Origin of the sequence: Azospirillum thermophilum (genome assembly GCF_003130795.1) — a bacterium.
GTDB lineage: Bacteria > Pseudomonadota > Alphaproteobacteria > Azospirillales > Azospirillaceae > Azospirillum > Azospirillum thermophilum.
Genome location: NZ_CP029353.1, coordinates 92796 through 116451 on the forward strand (window position 1 = coordinate 92796; position 23656 = coordinate 116451).

Consider the following 23656-nt stretch of genomic DNA (forward strand, 5'->3'; position numbering starts at 1 on the left):
TCGCCGCCGCTCCCCGCGCGGGAGCGGCGCTTTCCCAACACCTGCCAAGAGACGAGGTGTGCCATGGCGAGGATATCCCGCCGTACTTTGCTGGTTGGCGCCGCCGCGACCCCGGCGTCCGCCTTGTTGGACTCGGCCCCTGTGGTCGGGAGTGAAGACCCCGCCGTCGCGCTGTGGCGGCAATGGCGCGCGGCGTGCGCCGCCGCGGACGCGGCGAACGCTGCCGCCAGCCGGATCGAGGCCGATCTGATCGCGCGGGTCGGACCGCCGCGCGTGCTGTGCGCCGTGCGGCGCATGGAGGTGCCCGGCGGACCAGCGGTCGAGGCGCCCCTGTACGCATCGAGCGAGGCCGACATCGACCGGGCCGTCGCCCGGGGGCTCGTCCCGGACGAAGCGGCGGACGCTCTGAAGGCGGACTTGGCGGCGCGCCGCGCGCGGTGGGCCGCGGCATGCGCCGCGAGCGGCCTGGAGGCTGCGGCCGAACGGGAGGACGAGGCGGCGCGCCGCGCCGACGCGCTCGCCGCCGCTCTCGAACGCACGCCCGCCGCCTCCCCGGCCGGGCTCGCCGCGAAGCTCGCCGTGGCCGCCAACCTCTGCGAGCCCGCCGGCGGCGGCCGGGGCGAGCCGCCCTGGGCGCTGATCGTGGCGGCGCTGTCCGACCTGGACGCCCTGATGCTCGCGCCGCCCCGCGCCTGAAGCCGGGACCCGGGCCGGTTCCCCGGCCGGCCCGGGCTCCCAAGAGCGCGGGCATGGGCGGGCATGGTGAGACGGACACCAAGCCGGAGGGCGCCGCCCCCGAAGGCAGTGTCCGTGGGCCGGCAATCGTCGCGGCTCCCGCACGGAGCAGACTTGCGCCACCAACAAGGACCAGCGAAGGTTCCTTGGTGTGCAGACATCAACCAGGACGGGCAAAGGTTTGGCCCGTCGCAGCACCGTTCACGAAATCATCACGATTGCACCACCAAAATGACGCGGCCCCATCGGGCACGGCGATGCGGCCGGACGAAGCTGGGAGGATGCATGCGCCTTCTGAAGGATCTTCCGATCTCGCGCAAGTTCGGCCTTGTGGTGACCGTGCTGGCGCTGGTCGCTCTGGCCATCGCGGCGTTGGGCGTGCAGGCGATGCGCACCTACGACGGGTACGTCGCGGCGATCGCCAACGCGTCCGCCCGCGCTCTGGCGGGCGAGCGGATGAACGGCCTGGTCTGGCGGTGGTGATGGACTCGCGCGGCATCTACATGGCCCGCGATGCCAAGGAGGCGGAGAAGTACGCCCCGGCCCTGCTGGCCAACCTGGCCGCCATGGAGCGTCTGATGCAGGAATGGACGGCGATCACCCCCGCCGCGGAACGCCCCCGCCTCCAGGAGATCACCGTTAAGGTGCGCGAGTTCATCGCCTTCCGCACCGAACTGGTCCGCCTCGCCCGCACAGTGGCCACCGCCGACGCCCGTGCCTACGGCGACAACGACGCCAACCGCGCCAACCGGCAGGCGCTGAACGTCCGGCTGCAGACGCAGGCGGCGGCCGACAACGCCGGCATCGCCCGGCTCAGCGCCGAGTTGGAAGCGTTCCAGGCCGTCATGAAACGGCTGCTCATCGCGGTACCGGCGGTCGGCATCCCACTGGCCATACTGCTGGCCAGCGTGCTGGCGATCCGCATGATGGTCAACCCGATCCGCCGCATGACGGCGGCCATGCAGGAACTCTCCGCCGGACGGCTGGAGGCCGCGGTGCCCGATGCCGCGAGCGGCGATGAGATCGGCGCGATGGCGCACGCTTTGTGCGTCTTTCGCGACGCCATGCGGCGCTCCCTCGATCTCGCACAGGAGCAGCGACGCACGGCGGAGGAGCGGCTGGCCCGCTCGCAGGCCATCGTCGCGCTGGCCGACCGCTTCGAGCGCGAAGCCGGCGGCGCGCTGAGGGCGGTGCGCACCTCGGCCGAGCGCATGCGCAGCACCGCCAGCGGTATGACCGCGACCGCCCAGGACACCAGCGCCCGCGCCGAGGACGTGGCGCGCGCGTCGGAGCAGGCCTTGGCCAACGTGCAGGCGGTCGCCGCCGCCACCGGGGAGCTGTCGGCGTCGATCGGCGAGATCGGCCGGCAGGTCGCCACCTCCACCGAGATCACCCGCCACGCCGTCGGCGAGGCGCGGCGCGCCGACCGGCAGGTGCACGGCCTGACCGCCGCCGCCGAGACGATTGGCGAGGTGGTGGAACTGATCGCCTCCATCGCCGGGCAGACCAACCTGCTGGCGCTGAACGCCACCATCGAGGCGGCGCGGGCCGGCGAGGCCGGCCGCGGCTTCGCCGTGGTGGCGAACGAGGTGAAGTCCCTGGCCACCCAGACGGCCAAGGCAACGGAGGAAATCTCGACCCAGATCGCCGGCATCCAGCGCGTATCCACCGAGACGGCGGCGGCGATCCGGTCCATCGGCGAGGTCATCCACCGCATCGACGGCATCGCCACCGCCATCGCCTCGGCCATCAGGCAGCAGGAGGCCGCGACCGGCGCGATCGACTGCAACATCCAGCAGGCCGCGCAGGGCACCGAGCGGGTGAGCGCCACCATCGGCGGCGTCAACGCCGCCGCCCGCCAGACCGACGCCGCTGCGCGCGAGGTTCTGGACGCCGCCTCCAGCCTGTCGGCGCAGGCCGATGCGCTGCGCGGCTTGGTGCACGGCTTCCTGGACGGCGTAAAGGCCGCATGACGCGCGTGCCCTCCCGCCCCGGCCCGCGCGCCGCCGACCGCCCCCAGCGGCGTGGGAAGGCTGCCGCCCGGCGCCGCCAGCAAACGACCGAGGAGACCCGTTCGATGCGTCAGCTTCCGATCGACTGCCGAATCCTGTTGCCTGGCCCCGACGGCGCCGTCACGGTGCTCATCGACATCCTGGCCGGAGCCGACACCGGGGTCTGGTTGCGCGCGCAGACGGGACACGGTCCCCGCAGGCGCCATTGCGGCGCGGCCGTGTGGCGGCGCGGTCGCTGGTGCTCCGTCGCAAGCGGTCCGGGGTTCCAGCCGGGCGCCGTGCTGCGCGATGCCCTCACTCGAGGATCGTGGGTGAAGGCGCCGCCACCGCAGAGTGCCGGGAGCGTTCTGGCGCTGCTGCGTTCCGTGGCCGCCCTCATCCCGGCCGACGCGCCCCGCTGACCGCCGCTCCGGACGGTGCGGCCGGGCAGACCTTTTCCCTCCCCTGAACACGGTCATGCGTGTTCGGGGGCGGATCGACCGGGCACAGCCTCCGGCGGCTGGAACCGAACGGTGTGGCGCGCGCTCCCTTGGCGGCGGCATTCGGCCTTTGGACAGCCCGTCATGGCTGTCAGCGCCCGCCCTGCGCTCGTCGTTCCGCAAGCCCGTCCGACGGCGAGCGGTCGCCGCTGGCCGGCGTCCGCCCCAGCGTCGTTCCGCGGCCGCCGTCTTGGACCGCGTCTCGTGCGCCGCGCGGACGGCATCGAGGCGATGCCGTCCCTCACCCTTCCGGGGAGCCGGGCGGTGGACGCGGGGCCTCGGCAAAACCCGCGATCAGCCGCGCCCACCGCAGCGCTTCGGCCTCATCGTCGGGCGCGAGGAACGGAAAGATCCGCCGCAGCGCGGCCAAGGCGGCCGGGCCGCTCTCGGCAACGGCGGCCCGGATGGTTCTGGCTTCGTCCTCGGTAACCATGAACATGGTCGGTGTTCCGCTGCTGATGATCCGCGTGGCGGTGTTCACGCCGCCTGGCGGCGCCGGATGTGCAGGGCAGCATCCTTGTCGTGCTTCATGATGTGGTCCTTCAACCAGCCGGTGACGACACCGAACAGGGCGGTGCCGGCGGTTCCGTCCTTGGCCTCGACCCGCCGCTTCACCCCCTCCAGGGTGCGCAGGAAATCCTCGTGCGCCGCGCGGTGCGCGGCGTAGTCCGGGCAACCGGCCTCGCGCATCGCCCGTTCCTCCTGCTCGAAATGCGCCGCCATGAGGTGCGGCAGCGTCTCCATCAGGTCGCGGGCCACGGCCTCGCCGTCACCGACCATCGCGCGGGCGTAGAAGGCGTTGATCCGCTCGAACATCTCCCGGTGATGGCGGTCAAGCTCGGGAGAGCCGACGCACAGGGTGTCGTCCCATTCGACGAGGCGCAGGTCCGCCGTGTCCGACCGCACCTGGCCGAGAAAGCGGCGGACCTCCTGGTCCAGCACGTTGCCCTGACGGGCCAGTTCGCTCGCCGCCTCGAGGGTCTGCTCGGCCGCGCGCCCGGTGTCGCGCGACTCCGCCTCAACGTCGCCGATGGTGCGCGACACCTCCCGGGTGCCGAGCGCCGCCTGCTCGACGTTGCGGGCGATCTCGCCCGTGGCCGCGGTCTGTTCCTGCACCGCCGAGGCCACCGATGCGCTGATCCCGCTCATGTCGGCGATGACCGCGGCGATCGCCGCGATGGCCTGGACCGCGTCCGCCGTGCCGCCCTGCACGGTGGCGATCTTGGCGGCGATCTCCTCGGTGGCCCTGGCCGTCTGCGTGGCGAGCTGCTTGACCTCCGACGCCACGACGGCGAAGCCCCGGCCGGCCACGCCGGCGCGCGCCGCCTCGATGGTGGCGTTCAGCGCCAGCAGGTTGGTCTGCCCGGCGATGGAGGCGATCAGATCGACGATCGCACTGATGCCCCCGACGTTCGCCGACAGCGTCCGGATCAGCCCCGTGGTGCGCCGGGCCTCGGCGTCGGCTTGGTCGGCAACGCACCGGGAGCGCTCCATCTGGCGGGCGATCTCCCCAATGGACGTCGCCAGCTCTTCGGAGGCGGCGGCGACGGTCTGCACGTTGCCCGACGCCTCCTCGGCGGCGCCCGCCACGGTGGTGGCCCGGGCGCTCGTCTGCGCGGCGCTGGCCGCCATCCGCCGCGACGTTTCCTGGAGTTGCACCGCCGCCGCTGTCACCGCCTGGACGACCGAGCCGACCTGGGCCTCGAACGCGTCGGCCATGGCGCGCAACGCCGCCCTGCGCTCCTCCTCGGCCCGGCGTTTCGCCTCCTCCTGCTCCTCGCGCAGCCGCTCGTTGGCAAGCAGGCTGTCCTTGAAGACCTGAAGCGTCGCGGCCATCTGCCCGACCTCGTCGCGGCGGCCCACGCCGGGAATGACGGTGGACTTGTCCCCGTCGGCAAGGCACCGCATGGCCGCGGTGATGCCGACCACCGGCGCGGCGATGCTCCGGCCGATCAGGAAGGCCAGGAGTCCACCGGCCGCGGCGCCGGCAAGGGACAGGACGAGAATCAGCGCCTGCGTGGCGCCGATCAGCGCGTCGGTCTGCCGCTCGACCGTGCGTTCCTCCGCGATGCCGCTGTCGCGGATGAAGCCGACATCCGCAGCGATCTCGTCACCGGCCGTGCGCATCTCGGTGTTGACGAGCCGGTCGAGATCGCCGCCCAGCGCCACAGCCCGCTGAAAGGCCTGGCGGTACGTGGCGGTGAGCGCCACGGCATCGCCGGCCAGCGGAGCGTGCGCCGTGTCCCGCGTGGCAGCGCCAAGCGCCGCGAGGGCGCGGCCGAGGTCGGCGAACCGCTGTTCCGCCGCCCTGGCCGAGTCGCCGTCGTGGCGGGCCAGCGTCTTGTTGGACGCAAGCCGCGCCAGCAGCGAGGTTTCCAGTGCGGCCGTGGCTGACGCCGCGGCGTCGGCATCACCGCGCGTCTCGGCCGCCGCGCGCAGCGACTCCAGCAACTCCTGCAACCGCGCGCCCGCGGGGTCGAGCACATCTTTGATGAGCGCGTCCTGCTCGCGCCTCCAGGCGACCACCCGCTCGAAATCGGCGGCGTAGGTCTCGAACCGGGCCTTGCTGGCCCTCAGCCTGGACAGCCGGTCGGGGTTTTGGACGCTGGCCAGCCCCGTGTCGTAGTCCAGATGCAGCTGCGCGATGGTCCCGCGCGCGGCCTGGGCCTTGTCCTCCTGGCCGGTGTGGGCGAACTCGCGGACGTTGCGGCGCATGTCGAGCACGCCGCGGTCTATGTCGCGCGCGACGGCGACGATACCCACCCTCTGCGCGTACGTGGCGAACCCCTCGTGCACGGCGGTGAAGGACAGGTACCCCTTTGCCGCCAACCCGGCCAAGAGCGCCAGCACGCAGGCGAAGCCGGTGAGGATCTTCACCCGGATCGTCAGGTCGGCGAACGTCGGCGCAACGGCACGGGAAGACGCGAAAGCCATGATCAACACTCCTGTGACCAACGGGGGCGCCTGGCAGGCCGTGGACGCTGCCGGCCCAGCGCGCGTCTGGCGCGGGCCGGGTTCGATGGCCTGCCGCTCGGTGGCCGGCGGTCTTCGGGGAAGGCCCGAAGCCAGGACGCATCGCCGTGCTCGGGACCCCGGTGCCTCTGCCGTTCAGCTGAGCGCATCACCTCTTACAAAAAGGTAAAATGCACCTTTCCGCCTATGCCTCGAAGCGTGCGGCGAGAGGCCGCAGCCCGCCGGCCGCACCCCGACGGCTCCCGACCACGCACGGAAACGGTTGCCCTCCGCTTTCGGGGGTATGGGGGAGAACGCGCGGCGTCGCCATCCTGCGCCCGAGGGCGTAGGGGCACGCAAGGGGCCATTCTCCGGACTGTCCGGCCGCCCCGGCGGCGGCGGGCCGGACGGTCCGCGCCGAGGCCGGCCCGCTCCGGGGTAACGGTGGAAGGCGCCGCGTGATGTCCACCCGGATCGCCTCGAGACCGGCGGCAAGCCGCGAGAGGGCGGCGGGATCGGCTTCGTGCGCCTGCGTCCGGCGGGGGGGCCGACCAATCGCTGGACAGATCGGCCCCGGTCAGGCGGACCAGGCGCGCCCGCGTGCGGGGCGTCGGGAGGCGGGGATCCGGAGCGGCATGACCACGGCCTCACGCCGGGCAGCCCTGCGGCGTGTTGGGAAGGGGCATGGCGCCCGGCCTGGCGTGCTCGCGGGCCTACGGCGACGCGGTCTCCGGTGGCCCGTCGTCCAGCAGGCGCCCCGGGCCGACCCCGAGCGCGTCGGCCAGCGCCCTGAGCACCGTGACCGTCGGGTTGCGCGCGCCGCGCTCGATGCCGCTGATGTAGGTGCGATGCAGGCCCGACTCGAAGGCGAGCTCCTCCTGCGACCAGCCGCGCGAACGCCTGATCCTCTGCACGTTGAGCCCGACCTGCCTGCGGATGTCCATCCCCGCAGGAAGCCGGCGTGCAGCCTATTGGTCTACAGACTATGAGTAACATTTTCTTAGGAGCCGCACGCTACGGTCTCGCCGCGCACAGCCATGGCGGGTATAAGGGGTGACGTGAATCCCGCGCGGTCTGCCCAACGAAGGAGGTCGTTCGTGCCCACCACACCGGAGCGCAAGCACAAGGGGCGCGGCCGGGTGCCGAAGGCCGGCAGCGGCCTGGACCGGGTCGACGCGCACATCGGCGGCCGGCTGCGGCTGCGCCGCACGCTGGTCGGCCTGTCGCAGACGGCACTCGGCGAGCGGGTTGGCGTGACCTTCCAGCAGATCCAGAAGTACGAGCGCGGCGACAACGGCATCGCCGCGTCGCGGCTCTGGCAGTTGGCCGAGGTTCTGGACGTCCCCGTCGGCTTCTTTTTCGACGGCATGCCGGCGGGAGGCCGCCACGCCGCGGCGGATCCCGTCCCGGACACGCCGATGCCGCCGCTGGGGCGGCGGGAAACCCTGGAGTTGGTGAAATGCTATTACCGGATCAAGGACCCGCGCGTGCGCCGGAGGGTGTTCGACCTCGTCAAGGAACTGGTCGGCGCCCTGGAGGGCATGCTGACGCCCGACCCGCCCTGACGCGCGGGCCCGATGCCCGGGCCGTCGCCCGCTCCGGCTCGGCCGAACGCCGGCCCATGCCGAACGGAGGCGGCCGTGTCCCCTAACGGGCGTGCCCCGCGCCGGAGCCGGGCGGCCCACCGCGCCGGGCTGGCCGCGGCGGCCCGCCTGCTGGCCGCCGCGTCGGATGGACCGCCGGCGGATCCGCTCGTCGCTCTGTGGCAGGGATGGCGGGACGCCTTCGCGTCCTCGAACCGGTTGTGCCGGCGGGCCCAAGCCCTGGAACGGGAGCTGTTGGGCCGGATCGGCTTTCCGCGCGTCGAGATCCCCGTGGACGATCCGGAACGCCCGCTGGTGCCGGCGACCGACGCCCGCCAGATCGATTGGGTGCTGGGAAAGACGCCCGCCACCCGCGCCTTGCGCCGCCGGCTGAAGCGCGAACTCGCCGCGGCGCAGGCGCGGTGGGCCGCCGAAGCCGAGGCCTGCGGCCTCACCCGGGCCATGGAGCAGGAGGCCGACGCGGACCGGCGCGTGGCCGAGCTGCTGGCGGCGGCGGCCGGCACGCCCGCGCGCTCGCTCGCCGGCGTCGTCGCCAAGCTCGCCATCGCGGCGCAATGGAGCGCGCGGGAGCCGGAGGCGGACGGCGGGCCCTGGGACGTCATCTGCGGCGCTCTCAGCGACCTCACCGCGTTGATGACCGATCGGCGCTAGAAGGCCGCGCCCTGGCGTTGGGCCGGTGCCCGCGCGTCGCGGCGGGAATACGGTTGGGGTTGGGCCGCCGCGGCGCGGGGTTGGGAGGCACGGACTCACGTGGTGGGGAACACCTGCGGCCTTGTGGCCGTGCTGGAGGGGGCGGCGGTGGCGGTGACCGTCGCCGCCCTGAGCGCGACGGCCTTTCTCGATCACCGGGGCACTCGGGCGGCCGCCGAGCGGGATCTCGCCCAGCGCACCGTCCTCGTGGCCGAGCACGTCCGGGCCGTGCTCCGGTCCGACCTCCTTCTGCTCGGGCGGGTCGCCGACCGCTTCGCCGGGCGGCCCTTGCCGGTGCCCGGGACGGCGGACGCCGACCGCGACGCCCTGCGGGCGATGCTCGGGGAGGCCGGCGGCATCGACGCCCTGCGGGTGTACGACGCGCGTGGCGACGCGGTGCTGTCGACCGCCGAAGACGATCCGGAGCCCATCACCCTCGCGGCCCCCGCGTGCGCCGCGGCGGCCGCGGCTAGGGATCGGGTGTGCCTCGAGGCCCCCGGACGGGGCATGAGCGGCGCCTACGTCGTGGTGCGGCGTCTGGAGGACGCCTCGGGCGCCTTCCACGGCTTGGCCGCCGCCACCGTTGCGGCGACGCGGTTCGCCGCCGTCCATCACCGCATCGCCAGGGGCGAGGGCGCTTCGCTCGCGGTCTGGACGCGGGAGGGCAACGCGATCGCCCGCGCCGCGCCGCCCGAACCGGACGCGGCGCCGGGGTGGCCGGACGCGCTCTGGGAACAGGCCCGCGTGGCCGGGGAGACCGGTGCGTTCGAGTTCGCCTCCCCGACCGGCGCCGCGGCATGGCTGTATGCCGTCCGCCGCGTCGAGCCGGAGGGTCTGGTGGTGGCCGCCGGCCGGCCGCTGGATGCGCTGTTCGCGCCCTGGCGGTCGCGGACCCGGCTGCTCTGGGGATTCGCCGGCGGCGGCGTGGCGCTCAGCCTGGTGCTCAGCGCCCTCGTCCTGCGCAGCGCGCGCCGCGAAGCCGACGCTTTGCGCGACGCCCGGCGGGCCGTGCGGGAGAGCGAGGAGCGCTTCGCCGTGGCGGTGGCCGCCACGACGGACGGCATCTGGGACTGGGACCTGCGCACCAACAAGGTCCGCCGGACGGCCCGGATGAAGGCGCTGTACGGCTTGGCCGACCATGAGATGGGCGAAAACCCGCGGGAGTTCTGGGAGCGCCTGCACCCGGTCGACGGCCCGAACCTCCGGGCCGCCGTGCAGGCGCACCTCGAGGGGCGCTCCGAGCAGATCGAGGTGGAATGCCGGGTCCGCCACAAGGACGGCTCGTGGCGGTGGCTGTTCGTCCGCGGCCGGGGGCTGTTCGGCGCCGATGGGGCGCCGTTGCGCTTGGTCGGCATGATGACCGACGTGACCGAGCGCCGGGAGCGCGAGCTGCGGGTGCAGGCCGCCCACCGGGAGGCCGAGGCGGAGCGGGAGCGCGCCCGGCACGCGGCCAACCACGACCCGCTGACCGGACTGCCGAACCGCGCGTACCTGAGCGAGCGCCTGAGCGCCCTGGCGGAGGCTGCGGCGCCGGATGGCGTCCGGCAGGCCGTGATGCTGCTCGATCTCGACGACTTCAAGGCGGTCAACGACACGCTGGGGCACCCGGCCGGCGACGAGCTGCTGCGGATCGTCGCCGACCGCCTGCGGAGCTGCCTGCGCGACGGCGATTTCGTGGCGCGGCTGGGCGGCGACGAGTTCGCCGTCCTCGTGCGGACCGTCTGCGGGCCGGCCTGCGGCACGCGGGCGCTGGCGGAGCGCATCGTCGCCGTGGTGGGCCGGGACGTCGTCGTCGCGGGCCGGCCGGTGCGGGTCGGATGCTCGCTCGGTGTTTCGGTTTGGCAAGCGGCCGACCTGGAGCCCGAGGAGGCGATCCGGCAGGCTGACGTGGCCCTTTACCAGGCCAAGCGCGCCGGCAAGAACCGTGTGGTCTTCAAAGGATGCGGCGACGTCGCGCATCCCGGGGGCGGCAAAGGCCCGGCCTGACCGGCGCCGCACCTCCCGTCCGCTTGTCCGTCGCCCCTCTATGGGGTGAGCGGCGCGTGCCGGCGGGTTCGGCCGAGCCCTCGCGCCTTGGCGGCGGCGGACCGTTCCGCCGCGTAGGTCGGGGCGGTCATCGGGTAGGTGTCGGGCAGGTGCCAGCGCTTCCGGTACTCGTCGGGCGTCAAGCCGTAGACGCTCCGCAGGTGGCGCTTGAGTGTTTTCAGCGGCTTTCCGTCTTCCAGGCAGATGATGTAGTCCGGCGTCACCGACCGGCGGACCGGCACGGCCGGCGTGCGCTCGGCGTGCGCCGCTTCGGCCGGCGTGCCGAGGCCTGCCAGGGTCCGGCGCACGGCCGCGATCAACGCCGGCACGTCATCGGTTTCCACACGGTGGCTGCGCACGTAGGCGGCGACGATCCTGGCCGCGTGCTCGATCACTTCGGTCATGGGGCGGTGCTCTCCGGGCAAAGACGGCATACCAGGGTATAGCGGTGTGCGTGCGGATTCGACAAGACCATGCATCAAGAACGGCTTTTGGCTTCGGCGAACGCGTCGTCGCCACGCGCCGTCCGGGCTGCCGGGGGCCGTCGGACGGCGTCATGGCCTGTCCAGCACGGCACGCAACGCGGCAAGGACCGGCTGCGGGCGCATCGGCTTGGCCATGATGACGGTGGTCCCCGGCGTGCCGTTCTCCAGCCCGGTGAGACGGCCGTCGTCCGGGTTCGCCGTCATCACGATCACCGGCAGGGATGGGCGCGCGGTGCGCAGCCGGCGAACCAGCGCCCCGCCGTCCAGGTGCGGCATCTGCAGGTCGGTCAGCAGCACGTCGGCCGGGTCATCGGCCTCCAGCGCGAGGGCGCGCGCGCCGTCGGGGACCACCGTCACCCGGTAGCCAGCCTCCTCCAGGATGTCGCGGAGCGCCCAGGCGACCAGCGCATCGTCTTCAGCCACCAGAACATGAACGGGCTTCGCGTCAACCATGACCATCACCTCCAGTCCCGATCGGGAGGCCGCGTCGGGGATCGTGGAGCGCCACCCGTGACGGGCCATGCAGCGCGCATGGGCTCACGGCCCTCCGCGTGCCGGGAGACGCCACAGCCGCAAGGCGCCGCTCCGCCGCCCGCGCCGAGTATAGCCGCCCGCCTTTGTCGAGGCGACTAAAATAGTCGTCTCTGTGGCGCCTGGCGCGCGCATCGGGGATGTGATCCGGGATGATCACATCGAGACAGATCCGAGCCGCGCGGGCGCTTCTCGGGTGGACGCAGGAGACGCTGGCCGACGCGGCCCTGGTCGCCCTTACGGCGCTCAAACGGCTGGAGTCGGACCGTCTTGGCGTTCGCGACACGACGCGCGATGCCGTGCGCAAGGCGCTCGAGGAGCACGGCGTCATCTTCCTGTCCTCGGCCCGCGGCGTCGGCGTCATGCTGGTCGACCAGCATGACGATGCCTGCGCCACGCGCCCCACCGAGCCAACCCTCCCGGGGCGACAGCGCGGCTGACCGGCCACCGCGCTGGCTCAACGCCGACGGCAACGCTCGGTCGATGCCCGACGCGGCGTTCCGCAAGGCCGCAACGCCACGGACGCGTCTTCGGTCCGATTGGTGCCGCCGTTCGAATCCGGGCCGGATGCCGTGCCCGTCCCGAACGCCGCGCCGTCAGCCCGGACGCGCTGCTGGCGGCTTTTCGCCGCAGGCAAAGGGCGAGGGGCCATGGCACCGGCGTGCCCGGTACAAATAACGGCTCGCGACGGGCGTCATCGCGCACTGTCGTTTGTGCACATACACTGCGGATATGCCGTTTGTGAGCCGCAAAGCCAATCGGCGTAAAACCAATGTTAAGAGTCTGCGGCAGATGATGCTGGGCAGAGCTTCACGCCGGTCAACATGGTGGCCTTCCGGCAATCGTGCACCCGATCGTCGTTTTGGTGAGTCCTCTGAAGCGGTCGCGCGCCAGTTCCCGCATGGCCTCGAAAAGCACTGGTGATTGCCCGGCCCTTGTGGCGGCGGATGCGAAGAAATGTCGTTCTTTTTCGGGAGGCATCGAAGAATGGGAAAGGACTGCGGTCCGCAAGAACAGCGCAAGACCATTCTCGTCGTCGACGATGAACCGGACGTCCTCGGCGTCGTCGCCGCCGATCTGCGCTACGCCGGGTTCGAGGTCCTGTGCGCCAGGGGTGGGGACGAGGCAATGGCCCTTCTCCGGACGCACCCGGTGCAGGTCGTCGTCTGCGACATCCTGATGCCGGGCATGAGCGGGCTCGATCTCCTCAGGGCCGTCCGGGCGCTCGGGCCTGGCCGCGCCGCCGTTCCGTTCATTTTCCTCTCCGCGCTGGACTCGCGTGAGGACGTCATCGCCGCCCGGCGGTTGGGCGCCGATGGCTACCTCACCAAGCCGGTCGACTTCGACCTGCTCACGGCCACCGTCGAGTCTCACCTGGCGGCGGTGGAACGGATCGCCGTGGCCGAGCGGGCGGCGGCCGACGCGGTGGAGAATCGTCTGAAGGAGCGGCTGCCTCCGGACGCGCTCGCGGCACTCCGCCTTGCCTTGGCGGAGGCGTTCACGCGGGCGGCCGACGGCACGGCACCCACATCACCCGCTCTGGTCGACGACGCGCCGGTGTCGGCGGCCGTGCCCGGCGGCGACCCGGTCCACGTTTCCCTCCTGGCGCCACGCCGTGGGAAATGGGAGCGGCTGTCCTTGACCTATCTGATGCACCTTGCCGACGCGATGGCCGAGGAGGACGGCATCGACGTCAGCATCGAAAGCGACGGGGTGCGGGTCTACACGTCCAAACCGCACGACCACGAGATCGAGCTGTTCTGATGCCGCAGGCGCAGAAGGTGATGCCCGCCGCCCCGGATGCGGGCGCAGGATGGGCGATTCTCGACGCGATGTCCGGTCGGGTCTGCCTTGTGGACGCCGACGGCCGCGTCGTCGCGGCGAACCGGGCCTGGCAGGCCGACGGCGGGCGGCGGGATGGGGCCGCCGGGTGGCCGGTCGGCTCGCGCATCGCCGACCTTGATGAGGCCCATGGCGGGCCGGACGTGCGGGACGCGGTGGGGCTCGTCCTGACCGGCACGCGGGAGCGCGCGACGCTGGAAATCGACCATTGCTGCGGAACCGACACCTGCTGCCTGTTCGTCATCACGGGCGCGCGTCTGGGCGGCGGTCCGGCCGCGGTGGTCGAGTGCATCGACGTCTCGGAGCAGAAGCGGCTCGCCCGCGACCTCGCGCGGCAGAAGACGTACCTGCGCCAGATCATCGACCAGATCCCGCACTTCATCTTCGTGAAGGACGCCGAGGGCCGCCACCTTCTGGCCAACCGGCCGTTCGCCGAGGCGATGAACCTGAGCGTCGAGGCGTTCGAAGGGCGCCGCCACGACGACTTCCCGCACCGCCCCCGCCACGAGAACGCGGCCTACAGCAAGGACGACCTCACCGTCCTCGACACCGGGCGCCCCCTGGTCGTGCCGGAGGAGGCGTTCACCGACGCCTTCGGCCGGCACCGGCTGCTGCAGACCACCAAAGTGCCGTTCCGCGGCCTGGAGGGCGAGCCGACCTGCGTGCTCGGCATTTCCGTCGACGTCACGGAAACCCGCCGCATCGAGCGCGAGCTTGCCGCGTACCGCTCGCGCCTCGAACGTCTGGTGGAGGAGCGGACCGCCGACCTGGAGCGCTCGCGCGCCGTCTTGCGCTCCCTGCTCGATTCGATTCCGGACATGATCTTCTTCAAGGATCGCGACGGACGCTACTTGGGCTGCAACACGGCGTTCGCGGCCTTCGCCGGACGGCCCGAGGCCGCGCTGGCCGGGAAGGACGACGCCGAGCTCTTCGCCCCGTGGATGGCGGACGGATTCCGCGCCGCCGACCGCGAGGTGCTCGCCCAGGGACGGTCGGAGCGCCGCGAGGAGTGGATCGCGTTTCCCGACGGCAGCCGCCGGCTCGTCGAGACCGTCAAGGCTCCGTTTTTCGGGCCGGGCGGCGATGTCCTCGGGCTGGTCGGCGTCGCCCGCGACGTCACCCTGCGCCATGAGGCCGAGCTCCGCCTGATGGAAAGCACGCGTGCCCTGGAGGACGCCCTCCGCCGCCAGAAGGAGCTCAACGAGACGCAGCGCAAGTTCGTCGCCATGGTCAGCCACGAGTTCCGCACGCCGCTGGCCATCATCGACGGGGCCGCGCAACTGGTTCTGCGCCATGGCGCCCGCATGGGGCCCGGCACGGTCCGCGACCATCAGGAGACGATCCGGGCGGCCGTCGCCCGCGCGCGCCATCTGATCGAGACGACGCTGGCCGCCGCCAGCCTCGATGCCGGGGCGATCCGCTTCACGCCGGGGCCGGTCGATCTGCACCGGATGCTGGAGGAGCTCGTCGCGCAGCGCGCCTCGCTGTCCAAGGATCACCGGATCGCCCTTCGGATCGAGGACGGGCTCCCCGTCATCCAGGGTGACCAGCGTCTGCTGCATCAGGTCTTCAACAACCTGCTGAGCAACGCGGCGAAGTACTCTCCGGCCGGCGGCGGCATCGAGGTCACCGCCCGCCCCGACAGGAACGGCGCCGTGGTCGAGGTCAGCGACCACGGCGTGGGCATCCCGGAGGACGAGCAGGGCAAGGTCTTCGAGCGCTTCTTCCGGGCCAGCACGTCCGCCGGCATTCCGGGCACCGGCCTCGGCCTCAATGTGGCCAAGGAACTCGTCGCCATGCACGGCGGTGACATCGCTCTGGCCAGCGGCGGCGGCACGACCACATTCCAGGTCCGCCTGCCGCTCGCCGCGCCGCGGCGTTGACGCAACCCCTAAACCACCAGGCCATCATGGATCTTGCATTCCCCGCCGACGACACGGGTTCCAACCTTGATGAGGGCGCTCCCCGGCATCCGCCGCGGACCATCCTGGTCGTCGACGACGAACCCGATCTCGTCGCCGTCGTCGCCACCGAGCTCCGCTGCGCGGGCTACCGTGTGCTGACCGCCGCCAACGGGCGCGACGCCCTGGAACGCCTCGGCCGCGAGCCGGTCGATCTGGTGCTGGCGGACGTCTCCATGCCGGTGATGGGTGGCCACGAGCTGCTCCGGATCGTGCGCAGCGAGCACCTGGGTCTGGCCGACCTGCCGTTTCTCTTCCTGTCGGCCCTGGCCGACCGCAACGACGTCATCGCCGGGCGGCAGCTCGGCGCGGACGACTACCTGACCAAGCCGGTCGACTTCGACCTCATGCTGGCCGCCATCGCGGCGCGCCTCGCCGCGGCGAACCGTGGCGCCGAGCGGCGGCGCGCCGAGGTTGAGGAATTCCGCCTCGAGATCCTGAGCCTGCTGCCGCACGAACTGCTCACGCCGCTGACGCGGATCCTGGGATGGGCGTCCTTGGGCAAGCGCTCGGCCGAGCGCTGCGCCTGCGACATCCCGGAATGCCTGTCCATTGCCCAGGCGCTCCAGGAGATCGACCTCGGCGCGCGGGCGCTGCACCATCTGGTGGAAGGCTCGATCGAGCTCGTGCGCATCCACGGGCAGCCCACCCGCGAGCGCCAACCGACCGAGATCGGCGACCTGGTGCTCGGTGCGGTCAACGTCGCCAAGGCGCACGCGGCGGAGGCCGGCGTCCACCTTTCCGCCGAGATTCCCGACGGTCTGCCCGAGATCGACACCGATGCCCACCTGCTCGGCAGTGCCCTGTGTGCGCTGCTGAGCGAGGCGAGCAAGGGCATGCTGCGCGGCGATACGGTTGCGGTGCGGATCGCCTGGGCCGATGCCCGGCTCGACATCGTGATCGAACGCCGGAGCACAGCCTACCCCGGCCGCTGCGGCATGACGTCTCTCGGCATCGGCTCGGCGCTGGCCGCCGCCGCCGCCAAAGCCCTCGGCGGCACGTTCGCGACCACGCCCGTCGAGGGTGGCGATGTGTCGACGCTGACGCTGCCCGGGCCGTCCGGTGCGCCGCTCCGATCCGCATGACCGTCCTTGCCGGCGACCGCCGGCTCAAAAGACGGCGAGCATGGCGGCCTCCGGCGCGAACCGGCGCCGGTCGCTTCGAATTCGGGTGTTGGCGACGCGAATGCCCGGGCAGCGGGCTCACCGCGGCGGACCGGCTCATGGGCCGCCGACGGCGCCATGCGCAACGCAAGGGCGGCGGACGCACCCGGCACCTGATGAGAACAATGACCATCATGAGGGCCCACCTGAGGACAACCAACGGAGGGCGCGCCCATGCGGGGCTGATCACGCCGCCCTGGTGCGCTGCCAGTAGCCGCAGAAGTCCACCGAGGGGCCGTTCCTCGTCACCAGCCCGACCACGGCGCGGAACTGTTCGCCGTTGCTCTCCCGGCGGTGATCCTCGCGGAACGCCGCTTCCTGGGCGTAGCGGTACAGGTAGATGCCGCTGATGTGGTGGTAGTGCCCGATCTCGGCGCGGCGGATGCGCGAGAAGAAGGCCTCCGCGCCGTTCGTGCAGGCGCCGTCCGCGCTGTAGGCTTCCTGGTGGTTCACCCGGTGCATGGTGTAGCGGGCGTGCAACTCGTTCCAGGCCGGGGACTCGTCGGCATGGACGGTGGTGCCCTTGGCGACGCGGGTGCGGATGAACAAGGTGGCCGCGTCCTCCGAGGGGAACACGCCCGTCACCGTGCGGCCGTCGCGCTCGCGGATGGTCACCACGCAGCGGCGCTTGCCGGTCTGGTGCTCGGCAAGGCGGCGGTCCTTGCGATCCTCCTTGCGGTTCTCCGGGCGGATGTGCCCGCCGAAGTGGGCGCCGTCGATCTCGGCTTCCCGATCCGGGCCGCCGACCACGGCGCCGCGGATCTCTGCCGCCATCGCCTCACGGATCTTGTGGGCCAGCACGAAGGCGGTCTTGTACTGCACGCCCAGGTCACGCGACAGCGCCAGCGCGCTCTTGCCCTTCACCTCGTTGACGAAGATCACCACGGCGGCGAGGTAGAGCTGGAGCGTCAGCTTGTTGGAAGGCGAATAGGGTGTCGGAGGTGAGGGAGAAGTCCTTGCAGCGCCAGCGCGGAGCGCCGTTCGGCCGGCGGCAGTCGTACACCGCGTCGCTGCCGCAGGCCGGGCACACCGGGCGGCCCTGGGTCTCGGGCCAGCGGATCGCCGCGAAAACCACCTCGGCTTCCTTGTCCGACAGGCGCAGCACCTTCGCGAGGCTCAGCGTGCGGGCGGCGGAGAGGAGGAAGTGCTGCGGCATGGATGTCATATTCGTCGATTTGATAACGAATGCGTTATCCTTTGAACGCACGCTTGTCAACGCAAAAAGCAACGGATACGTTATTCAGAGAACGGATTCGTTGAGGTGCCGCGATGGACTCGAAGGACGATTGGGCCGACCGCAGCAAGCGGTTCTTCAAGGCCGAGTTGAAGCGCCGGGACGTGACTTACGACGAGCTGGCCCGCCGACTGTCGGAGATGGGCATTGAGGAGTCGGAAGGCTCGGTTGCCATGAAGATCAACCGCGGGACCTTCCCAACGTGGTTCTTCCTCGCTAGCATGAAGGCGATAGGGTGCCCGGCCGTGCGGGTGGAGGACGTTTGAGCGTTCGCGTTTGTTCCGGTTCCCTCTGGACAAACGGACTACCTTTGTTCACCCTATTGACGTGTCCGGTTGGATCTGTCAAATTGACGTCAAGACGTCAATGGCCGGAGGCCGAAATGGGCAGCCACACACCCAGCGAAGCGTGCGCTTCCACCTTGAAGCCGACACTCAACCTGAGAGTTGAGCCGGAAATGGCGCGAGAATTCCGTGTCGAGGCCGCCCGGCGTGGCATGCAGCAGAACGAGCTGTTTGAGGAAATGTGGAAGCTCTACAAGGATGCCCAGCATGGCGCCGCTTGATGCTGCCTTCGGCGCGACCGCGCCGGTTGCAAAGCCCTTTCGTCACGACACCGTCCGCCATGCCCTTCTGGAACGTGAAGCCGAGGCGTGGGACGCCTTGCGTGAAGTTGACAGGTTTCCCGTGCGTCGCCCCTGCGATGGGGTGGCGCTGGCCAATGGCAACGCGCTGGAATGGCTGGACAGGGTTCCCGAAGACTCCATCTCCGGCATCGTCACCGATCCGCCCTATGGTCTGATCGAGTACGAGGACAAGGATCATTCCAAGCTCCGTGGAGGCCGGGGAGGTGTCTGGCGCATTCCTCCCGCCATCGGCGGAGCTGAACGCTCGCCGGTGCCGCGCTTCACCGTGCTCACGGATGCCGACCGAAAGCGCCTGGAAGGGTTCTTTCAGAGCTTGGCCGAACGGGCGCTCAAGGCGTTGGCTCCAGGCGGGCACGTCATGATCGCGTCCAATCCGCTGCTGTCCACCACGACCTTCGCCTGCTTCGAGCGGGCGGGCTTCGAGAAGCGCGGCGAGATCATCCGACTGGTGCAGACCTTGCGCGGGGGTGATCGCCCGAAGGGAGCGGAAGGCGAGTTCTGCGATGTGACGGTGATGCCCCGGTCCTGCTGGGAACCTTGGGGACTATTCCGCAAGCCGATCAGCGAGAAGACCGTTGCCGCCAATCTGCGGCGCTGGGGAACCGGCGCCTTGCGCCGCGTGTCGCCGACCGAACCTTTCCGCGATGTGATTGAGTCGGCCCCTACCCGCGCCAGCGAGCGGGAGATCGCCGACCATCCATCGTTGAAGCCACAGAAGTTCATGCGGCAGGTGGTGCGGGCGGTGCTGCCCCTTGGGATCGGCGTGGTCTACGACCCCTTTGTGGGAGGGGGATCGACGCTCGCCGCCGCCGCACGCGTCGGATACAAGGCTATCGGCACCGAACTGGACCCGGATTACGCGGTGCTGGCGTGCCGTGCCATTCCGCGCCTGCGCAGCATCCATCCCGAAGACTGAGGCCGAAGGGCCGGGATCATAGCAAGGTCGGTTCCGCCCCCGCTTTCCCCTTCTTCTTGGCCTGCTTCGGAGGCGTCAGGCGATAGATCCATTTTTGCCGGAGCGATGCGACGCCAGCCTTGTGAAGGGTGGCCGTGCGGGTTCCCAACTTCCCTCTGGCATTCTCCCGAAAATCAGCCTCGGTGACGTAGGCGAGGTAGACTTCCGTGAACCGCATCGGTGCCCGCTCGACCGCCGGTTCCGTCTTGTTGTCCGTCTCATAGATGAAGACGCACATCCATTGCTCGCGCGCGCCATGGGTATCGACAGCGCCGCCCTTCTTTCGAGTGCTCTTGATCTCAATGCCATGGACGCCCGATTTGGTCGAGTCGTTGGGGTACATGCCCCGCTGCACGAGGTCCGGGTGCCCGTTGAAATACTTGTTCTCCACCAGCACCCGAGAATGGCGGGCCAAGCTGGCGGTGATCATGTCCGAGATAATCCCCGACATGGCAGCGGGCCGGAGCATATCGTCAAGCCTGCTGAGCCCCTTGCCCTGCAATCGCTCGTTCACGTCCTTGAAAAAGTCGTACACGTCCTGCATCGCCATGGCGAAGTCTTCGACGCGCAAGGAGTAAGGCAGGTCGGCATGGTGGTTGAGGGCGTCGGCTACGACCGTTTCGCGTTTGATCGGCATCTGGCAATCGTGGAATGTGTGACGATTGCTCACCTTTACACTGACTCGCCGCCCGGTGGTAGGGGCTACTGCAGCTCGCCTTCGTTCGCAGCAGGCCCTTGGCCCCCTCGGTCAGGGGTGTAAGTGTAAGACACGTGCGTCGGCGGTGGCGGGTGCTACATAATTCCAGGCAAGACGGCCGGGCGACGGTGTGAACGATCGTAAGCGCTACGAGCGCGCCCTTCTTCCTGAGTCCGGTTCCGTGACCGAGATTGCGCGCCGGTTCACGGGACACGGAGGGTGCGATGGAAGATGGCGTCAGGCTTCATCCCCGACTTGAAGCCATGGATGAAGGCAGGCCGTATCGGCGGGTCGAGGTGATCACGGGACGTCGGCAGCGACGCTCGTACACGGTGGAGGAAAAGACGCGCATCGTGGCGGAGAGTGCGGCGCCGGGCGCCAACATCTCCGAGGTGGCGCGGCGCAACGGGGTGAACCGTGGCCTGCTCACGGTCTGGCGTCGGGAGGCGGGCACCGTCCCGGAAGCGGCCCCGGCGCAGACGCCGCTGTTCGTCCCGGTCACGGTGGGCGACGCCCCCATGCCCACTTCCCCGGAGGACCGGCGTCCGGCGGCTCGGGAGACGGCGCCGGACCGCATCGAGATGGACCTGCGCAGCGGGCGGCTGGTGTTCCACCGTTCTCCCGATCATTCAATTCGGGAGACTCGCTCCGCCCTGATCCCGCCGGAAGGTGAGCCAGAACACCGCTTACGACGTAGAACAGGCCGTCCAGCATGCGCCGCATGTCGGTGGTGCGCGGCCGACCACCGGGCTTGGGCGGCGGGATCAACGGTTCAAGGAGACGGAACTGGTCATCGCTGAGCGCCTGGCCGGCCCCAAAGTCCCCAACCAGAGCGCGATCCGAGGGTGTCCACATCGGCGGTCTCCAGACGGGAAAATCCCTTTCCGAACAGCCGACGCCACCAGCCGTCACCGTCGCTCAAACAAAGTGGGCGCGGCTTTCAAAACGGGCTGTGAGGCTTGCCCAGAGGTGCGGGACAGATTGTCCGTCTCTACATTGAATTGAAACAACCGATAAGCAAGCGCAGTTGCTGAGGGTGATTTGTTCTTTTCCTCCGTCATGGCTGGAAAGGTCCATGTCGTTGTTGGCACCCCAAAACTCATAAGTGTAGTTTTTATCGACAGGAACATAATAAAGATTTTCTTCTAAGTTTTGTCATTGTGGACATTCGGAAAACGCGCGCTATTCACGTATGCGCGACCCCGATTTGTATCTCGATGCGGTTATCCGCAGATTCCGGACCGTGCCAGCCGTGGTAAACTTCACGGCTTTCGCTGCTGGCGCGTAGCCCGGCCACCGCCATAGCTTGCAACAAGGGTTGATAGCCGCCAGTGAACAGCTTGGACAGCGGCCCTTCGTACATCAGGCGAGCGCAACGCAATGCCGGGAGTGCTGGCAGTTCGTCGCTGACCACGGGCAAGCAAAACTCCAGCTCGAATACAGTGTGTGCGTCCTGGGGCATGGACTGCGCAACAAAAAGCGGTGGCCCGTTGATCACGAGCTGGCGCGCCATCGCCTCGGCGCACAAGGCTTCGTAGGCCAGCGCGGCCTGCTCGCCAATCTGTGGAATGGTCATCCGGCCTTTGCGCCGTAGCACTGCAATGGCTTCGGTCGTATGAATGTCCATGATTCTCTCCTTATTGATATGATTGCAAGGTCATGGCCGGCCTCGGTTCAGCCGAACCCAAGCTGGCATGCGACCAGGGCCACATGTGATAAGGCACGGAAGGGCCTTGCGCGGCCCGAGCTCGCCGGCACGCTGGAGGCAGACGGGCGCACACCGACCGGCCATAGCGCCATGGTCCAGTCCGAACCCTGAGCTACCATAATCTGACCGGCTGTCTCATTCGCGTTGACACGTACCGCTACGTCTGCTGGCTGAGCAGTTCGGCGCCGAGCCCACGGAGGTCCGACAGTTCCTGCGTGGCGAACTTAATTCCGCGCGCACCCACGAGTTGGCCCAGGGCATGCGAGCTGCCGGTCTGCCGGTCTGCCGATCGCGCCGGAACGGCCCGTCTCACGCAATTCTGTCCGAGCCCGATGATTGCAGGCCGCCACACCTACTCCTCTTGTTCGAGGAAGACTATCACGCTCCGTGTGATGTTGGTAGGATCGGCTCAATCGGGGAATGGGAGTAGGAGCCGTGACCGAACCTCTAAAGCTCTCACAGGATACGGACCTCTCCGTCGTAATGCCCAGGCTTGGGAGGTTGACGGGCTTCGATCTCGCAAGGCTCTGGGGGGCCAGTCACTTGGCCCTATCGCGCGAGACAGACCCCGCCGAAGCCGACCAACTGTCCAGGGGGCTTGATGCCATACGGAAGGCCATTGAACAGCGCCTCCCTCCATAATCGGTTGCAGGCTTTCCCGTTCCGACGGCCCTTGGGACTCCGGCAAGTTGGAGCGAAAATCCGAGAGGGCATGACCGTCGCCGCCGGATCGTGCTTCGCCCGTCCCCACCACCGCCTCCGGAATGCGGAGCGCAGCACCCGGCTCCGCTCCGCACTACAGGCGAGGAACAACTACTCGCCTTCCATTCGGCGGGCCGCCAGCGCGGCCAAGTCGCTTTCCAGCATCGCATGAAAGCGCCGAAGAACGGCCCGGCGCTGTGGCTGCACGTCAGCCTCGATGATGGCCCTCGCGATCATCGGCAGCATCGCCCGAGCGTCGTCTTCTGGCATGGTCCATCCACACAGCGGCTTCACGGCTTCCACCTCACTGCTGCAAGGAAGGAAAGCCTCCTCCGTGAGGAGGCTGCCGGTTGCGCATGGCTTGGATGGGGCTTGGTCGTCTCCTCAATTGCTCGGCAACTGGAGCAATGACCGAAAGCACGTCGTCCCGTGACAGGCCGTCCCTGCGCAGAATGGCTTGACCGACGGGATCGTTCAGAAGGTCGAGGACGCGGGAAAGCCACGTCATCGCTGTGTCCTCCTCGTGTTCTAATTGCAGTCTGCTTCCGAGTGTCTGCCAGAAGACCGGTTCGGTCTCCGCCAGCAGCGGGCCGAGATGGGTAAGCCTTGAGCCGGTTTCAACCTTCTCGCCTGCGCGAAAGCGGTAGAGGACTGCAGGAGGGCGTTTTTCTCCCATCGTCCCATTGAACCGCGCCCCAGTGTGTCGTTTCACGGCCATGCCCACGCTGTTCCTCACGAGTGGGTCTGATGTGGTGGTCCCCGTTTCCCGGACAGTCGGCTAGGCTTGGTTCGCCCAGGATGAGGAACGGACCCGATGACGGGGAAACGGAAGCGGGATTCGGCGGAGTTCAAGGCGAAGATGGCGCTGGAGGCGATCTGGGGCGAGCTGACGGTGTCGCAACTGGTCGCCAAGCCCGGCGTCCGTCATCTCACCGTGATCACCCGCCTGCACCGCGATGCCGAGCGGTACGAGCCGGCACCGGCACGCACCGCGCGGGCCATGGGGCGACGTGGGTGAAGGGGCGCGGCTGCCCACGCTGAACGAGCGGCTGGCCGATCCGGCGACCGTGTGGCAACGGGCAACGAAGCGGCGTTGCTACGGCAAAACGGAGCGCCGCCTCGACCTCGACTCGGGCACGGTGCTCCGGCACCGCCTCGGTCGTCAGCTGGCGATCCGTTGGGCGCTGGTGTGCCGGCGACGGCGAGAAACCGCCGCAGGCGTTTTTGAGCACCGA

The 23656-nt window shown here is 69.9% G+C and carries 23 protein-coding genes and 4 pseudogenes; 16 read left to right on the forward strand and 11 right to left on the reverse strand.

Translation table 11 applies throughout. The features are described 5' to 3' along the window. Nucleotides 1–141: 141 nt before the first annotated feature. The 4 genes from DEW08_RS06475 to DEW08_RS06490 all read left to right on the forward strand — a co-directional run bounded on the left by DEW08_RS06475 (nucleotide 142) and on the right by DEW08_RS06490 (nucleotide 3148). Nucleotides 142–696: a hypothetical protein gene (locus DEW08_RS06475; RefSeq protein ID WP_109325504.1), complete on the forward strand. Its 555-nt coding sequence runs from the start codon at nucleotides 142–144 to the stop codon at nucleotides 694–696. A gap of 324 nt (nucleotides 697–1020) precedes the next feature. Next, nucleotides 1021–1218, forward strand: coding sequence for a hypothetical protein (locus DEW08_RS06480; RefSeq protein ID WP_109325505.1), 198 nt, complete (start codon nucleotides 1021–1023; stop codon nucleotides 1216–1218). Then, on the forward strand, nucleotides 1218–2708 hold the full coding sequence (locus tag DEW08_RS06485; RefSeq protein ID WP_109325506.1) for a methyl-accepting chemotaxis protein: 1491 nt from the start codon (nucleotides 1218–1220) through the stop codon (nucleotides 2706–2708). Before DEW08_RS06480 ends, DEW08_RS06485 begins: the two co-directional genes overlap by 1 nt. A 104-nt stretch (nucleotides 2709–2812) precedes the next feature. After that, nucleotides 2813–3148: a hypothetical protein gene (locus tag DEW08_RS06490; protein WP_109325507.1), complete on the forward strand. Its 336-nt coding sequence runs from the start codon at nucleotides 2813–2815 to the stop codon at nucleotides 3146–3148. Between the two features lie 319 nt (nucleotides 3149–3467). On the opposite strand, the gene DEW08_RS06495 is transcribed toward DEW08_RS06490, so the two are convergent. The 3 genes from DEW08_RS06495 to DEW08_RS06505 all read right to left on the reverse strand — a co-directional run bounded on the left by DEW08_RS06495 (nucleotide 3468) and on the right by DEW08_RS06505 (nucleotide 7092). Then, a complete protein-coding gene (locus DEW08_RS06495; protein ID WP_109325508.1) occupies nucleotides 3468–3707 on the reverse strand; it encodes a hypothetical protein in 240 nt (79 codons plus the stop codon). Further along, nucleotides 3704–6160, reverse strand: coding sequence for a bacteriohemerythrin (locus DEW08_RS33120; RefSeq protein ID WP_109325513.1), 2457 nt, complete (start codon nucleotides 6158–6160; stop codon nucleotides 3704–3706). The genes DEW08_RS06495 and DEW08_RS33120 overlap by 4 nt, the downstream gene beginning before the upstream one ends. A 731-nt stretch (nucleotides 6161–6891) precedes the next feature. Then, nucleotides 6892–7092: a helix-turn-helix domain-containing protein gene (locus DEW08_RS06505; RefSeq protein WP_342760757.1), complete on the reverse strand. Its 201-nt coding sequence runs from the start codon at nucleotides 7090–7092 to the stop codon at nucleotides 6892–6894. A 183-nt stretch (nucleotides 7093–7275) separates the two neighbouring features. Here DEW08_RS06505 and DEW08_RS06510 point away from each other — a divergent pair, with 183 nt between their 5' ends. The 3 genes from DEW08_RS06510 (at nucleotide 7276) to DEW08_RS06520 (ending at nucleotide 10458) form a co-directional block, all read left to right on the forward strand. After that, complete coding sequence (locus tag DEW08_RS06510) at nucleotides 7276–7743, forward strand: helix-turn-helix domain-containing protein (protein WP_245986437.1); 468 nt, start codon at nucleotides 7276–7278, stop codon at nucleotides 7741–7743. A 75-nt stretch (nucleotides 7744–7818) separates the two neighbouring features. After that, the gene (locus DEW08_RS06515; protein WP_245986439.1) at nucleotides 7819–8433 is read left to right on the forward strand and encodes a hypothetical protein; all 615 of its coding nucleotides are present in this window, start codon (nucleotides 7819–7821) and stop codon (nucleotides 8431–8433) included. 99 nt (nucleotides 8434–8532) lie between these two features. After that, on the forward strand, nucleotides 8533–10458 hold the full coding sequence (locus DEW08_RS06520) for a bifunctional diguanylate cyclase/phosphodiesterase (RefSeq protein WP_146214647.1): 1926 nt from the start codon (nucleotides 8533–8535) through the stop codon (nucleotides 10456–10458). A gap of 38 nt (nucleotides 10459–10496) precedes the next feature. On the opposite strand, the gene DEW08_RS06525 is transcribed toward DEW08_RS06520, so the two are convergent. After that, nucleotides 10497–10901, reverse strand: coding sequence for a Ros/MucR family transcriptional regulator (locus DEW08_RS06525; RefSeq protein ID WP_109325526.1), 405 nt, complete (start codon nucleotides 10899–10901; stop codon nucleotides 10497–10499). 150 nt (nucleotides 10902–11051) lie between these two features. Continuing rightward, nucleotides 11052–11435, reverse strand: coding sequence for a response regulator transcription factor (locus DEW08_RS06530; protein ID WP_109329594.1), 384 nt, complete (start codon nucleotides 11433–11435; stop codon nucleotides 11052–11054). 230 nt (nucleotides 11436–11665) lie between these two features. Here DEW08_RS06530 and DEW08_RS06535 point away from each other — a divergent pair, with 230 nt between their 5' ends. From DEW08_RS06535 to DEW08_RS06550, 4 genes are all read left to right on the forward strand, one after another. Beyond that, on the forward strand, nucleotides 11666–11953 hold the full coding sequence (locus DEW08_RS06535) for a helix-turn-helix domain-containing protein (protein WP_109325527.1): 288 nt from the start codon (nucleotides 11666–11668) through the stop codon (nucleotides 11951–11953). A 547-nt stretch (nucleotides 11954–12500) separates the two neighbouring features. Further along, nucleotides 12501–13277 carry a response regulator gene (locus DEW08_RS06540; protein ID WP_168220302.1) on the forward strand — a complete coding sequence of 259 codons (777 nt, stop codon included), beginning with the start codon at nucleotides 12501–12503 and terminating at the stop codon, nucleotides 13275–13277. Next, nucleotides 13277–15238: a PAS domain-containing sensor histidine kinase gene (locus DEW08_RS06545; protein WP_168220303.1), complete on the forward strand. Its 1962-nt coding sequence runs from the start codon at nucleotides 13277–13279 to the stop codon at nucleotides 15236–15238. The genes DEW08_RS06540 and DEW08_RS06545 overlap by 1 nt, the downstream gene beginning before the upstream one ends. Nucleotides 15239–15264: 26 nt before the next feature. Further along, entirely contained in the window at nucleotides 15265–16401 is a 1137-nt protein-coding gene (locus tag DEW08_RS06550) for an ATP-binding response regulator (protein ID WP_109325531.1), read from the forward strand. Between the two features lie 264 nt (nucleotides 16402–16665). On the opposite strand, the pseudogene DEW08_RS06555 reads toward DEW08_RS06550, so the two are convergent. Beyond that, a pseudogene (locus tag DEW08_RS06555) lies at nucleotides 16666–17635 on the reverse strand (IS1595 family transposase). A gap of 113 nt (nucleotides 17636–17748) precedes the next feature. On the opposite strand from DEW08_RS06555, the gene DEW08_RS06560 reads away from it, so the two are divergent. The 3 genes from DEW08_RS06560 (at nucleotide 17749) to DEW08_RS06565 (ending at nucleotide 19275) form a co-directional block, all read left to right on the forward strand. After that, nucleotides 17749–17979, forward strand: coding sequence for a DUF6471 domain-containing protein (locus DEW08_RS06560; protein WP_109325532.1), 231 nt, complete (start codon nucleotides 17749–17751; stop codon nucleotides 17977–17979). A gap of 116 nt (nucleotides 17980–18095) precedes the next feature. After that, on the forward strand, nucleotides 18096–18278 hold the full coding sequence (locus DEW08_RS30645) for a hypothetical protein (protein ID WP_146214648.1): 183 nt from the start codon (nucleotides 18096–18098) through the stop codon (nucleotides 18276–18278). Next, complete coding sequence (locus DEW08_RS06565; RefSeq protein ID WP_109325541.1) at nucleotides 18265–19275, forward strand: DNA-methyltransferase; 1011 nt, start codon at nucleotides 18265–18267, stop codon at nucleotides 19273–19275. The genes DEW08_RS30645 and DEW08_RS06565 overlap by 14 nt, the downstream gene beginning before the upstream one ends. A gap of 16 nt (nucleotides 19276–19291) precedes the next feature. On the opposite strand, the gene DEW08_RS06570 is transcribed toward DEW08_RS06565, so the two are convergent. Further along, entirely contained in the window at nucleotides 19292–19951 is a 660-nt protein-coding gene (locus tag DEW08_RS06570) for a hypothetical protein (protein WP_181449432.1), read from the reverse strand. 323 nt (nucleotides 19952–20274) lie between these two features. On the opposite strand from DEW08_RS06570, the pseudogene tnpA reads away from it, so the two are divergent. Beyond that, nucleotides 20275–20580, forward strand: a pseudogene (gene tnpA, locus DEW08_RS33715) (IS66-like element accessory protein TnpA); the annotation flags it as partial. A 118-nt stretch (nucleotides 20581–20698) separates the two neighbouring features. Here the strand turns inward: tnpA and DEW08_RS32115 are convergent. The 4 genes and pseudogenes from DEW08_RS32115 to DEW08_RS30655 all read right to left on the reverse strand — a co-directional run. Continuing rightward, a pseudogene (locus tag DEW08_RS32115) lies at nucleotides 20699–20866 on the reverse strand (transposase); the annotation flags it as partial. A gap of 331 nt (nucleotides 20867–21197) precedes the next feature. Continuing rightward, nucleotides 21198–21638 carry a GyrI-like domain-containing protein gene (locus DEW08_RS06585; protein WP_109325542.1) on the reverse strand — a complete coding sequence of 147 codons (441 nt, stop codon included), beginning with the start codon at nucleotides 21636–21638 and terminating at the stop codon, nucleotides 21198–21200. Between the two features lie 894 nt (nucleotides 21639–22532). Then, nucleotides 22533–22691: a hypothetical protein gene (locus DEW08_RS31065; RefSeq protein WP_168220304.1), complete on the reverse strand. Its 159-nt coding sequence runs from the start codon at nucleotides 22689–22691 to the stop codon at nucleotides 22533–22535. A 34-nt stretch (nucleotides 22692–22725) separates the two neighbouring features. Further along, entirely contained in the window at nucleotides 22726–23139 is a 414-nt protein-coding gene (locus DEW08_RS30655; protein WP_146214650.1) for a DUF2288 domain-containing protein, read from the reverse strand. Between the two features lie 96 nt (nucleotides 23140–23235). Between DEW08_RS30655 and DEW08_RS06600 the strand changes: the two are divergent. After that, nucleotides 23236–23382, forward strand: a pseudogene (locus tag DEW08_RS06600) (transposase); the annotation flags it as partial. Nucleotides 23383–23656 lie beyond the last annotated feature (274 nt).

Coding starts and splice junctions, on each gene's coding strand:
- DEW08_RS06480 (WP_109325505.1), top strand. CDS start 1,021: ATGCGCCTTCTGAAGGATCTTCCGATCTCGCGCAAGTTCGGCCTTGTG.
- DEW08_RS06485 (WP_109325506.1), top strand. CDS start 1,218: ATGGACTCGCGCGGCATCTACATGGCCCGCGATGCCAAGGAGGCGGAG.
- DEW08_RS06490 (WP_109325507.1), top strand. CDS start 2,813: ATGCGTCAGCTTCCGATCGACTGCCGAATCCTGTTGCCTGGCCCCGAC.
- DEW08_RS33120 (WP_109325513.1), bottom strand. CDS start 6,160: ATGGCTTTCGCGTCTTCCCGTGCCGTTGCGCCGACGTTCGCCGACCTG.
- DEW08_RS06525 (WP_109325526.1), bottom strand. CDS start 10,901: ATGACCGAAGTGATCGAGCACGCGGCCAGGATCGTCGCCGCCTACGTG.
- DEW08_RS06530 (WP_109329594.1), bottom strand. CDS start 11,435: ATGGTTGACGCGAAGCCCGTTCATGTTCTGGTGGCTGAAGACGATGCG.
- DEW08_RS06535 (WP_109325527.1), top strand. CDS start 11,666: ATGATCACATCGAGACAGATCCGAGCCGCGCGGGCGCTTCTCGGGTGG.
- DEW08_RS06540 (WP_168220302.1), top strand. CDS start 12,501: ATGGGAAAGGACTGCGGTCCGCAAGAACAGCGCAAGACCATTCTCGTC.
- DEW08_RS06545 (WP_168220303.1), top strand. CDS start 13,277: ATGCCGCAGGCGCAGAAGGTGATGCCCGCCGCCCCGGATGCGGGCGCA.
- DEW08_RS06550 (WP_109325531.1), top strand. CDS start 15,265: ATGGATCTTGCATTCCCCGCCGACGACACGGGTTCCAACCTTGATGAG.
- DEW08_RS06560 (WP_109325532.1), top strand. CDS start 17,749: ATGGACTCGAAGGACGATTGGGCCGACCGCAGCAAGCGGTTCTTCAAG.
- DEW08_RS30645 (WP_146214648.1), top strand. CDS start 18,096: ATGGGCAGCCACACACCCAGCGAAGCGTGCGCTTCCACCTTGAAGCCG.
- DEW08_RS06565 (WP_109325541.1), top strand. CDS start 18,265: ATGGCGCCGCTTGATGCTGCCTTCGGCGCGACCGCGCCGGTTGCAAAG.
- DEW08_RS06570 (WP_181449432.1), bottom strand. CDS start 19,951: ATGCCGATCAAACGCGAAACGGTCGTAGCCGACGCCCTCAACCACCAT.
- DEW08_RS06585 (WP_109325542.1), bottom strand. CDS start 21,638: ATGGACATTCATACGACCGAAGCCATTGCAGTGCTACGGCGCAAAGGC.
- DEW08_RS31065 (WP_168220304.1), bottom strand. CDS start 22,691: ATGCCAGAAGACGACGCTCGGGCGATGCTGCCGATGATCGCGAGGGCC.
- DEW08_RS30655 (WP_146214650.1), bottom strand. CDS start 23,139: ATGGCCGTGAAACGACACACTGGGGCGCGGTTCAATGGGACGATGGGA.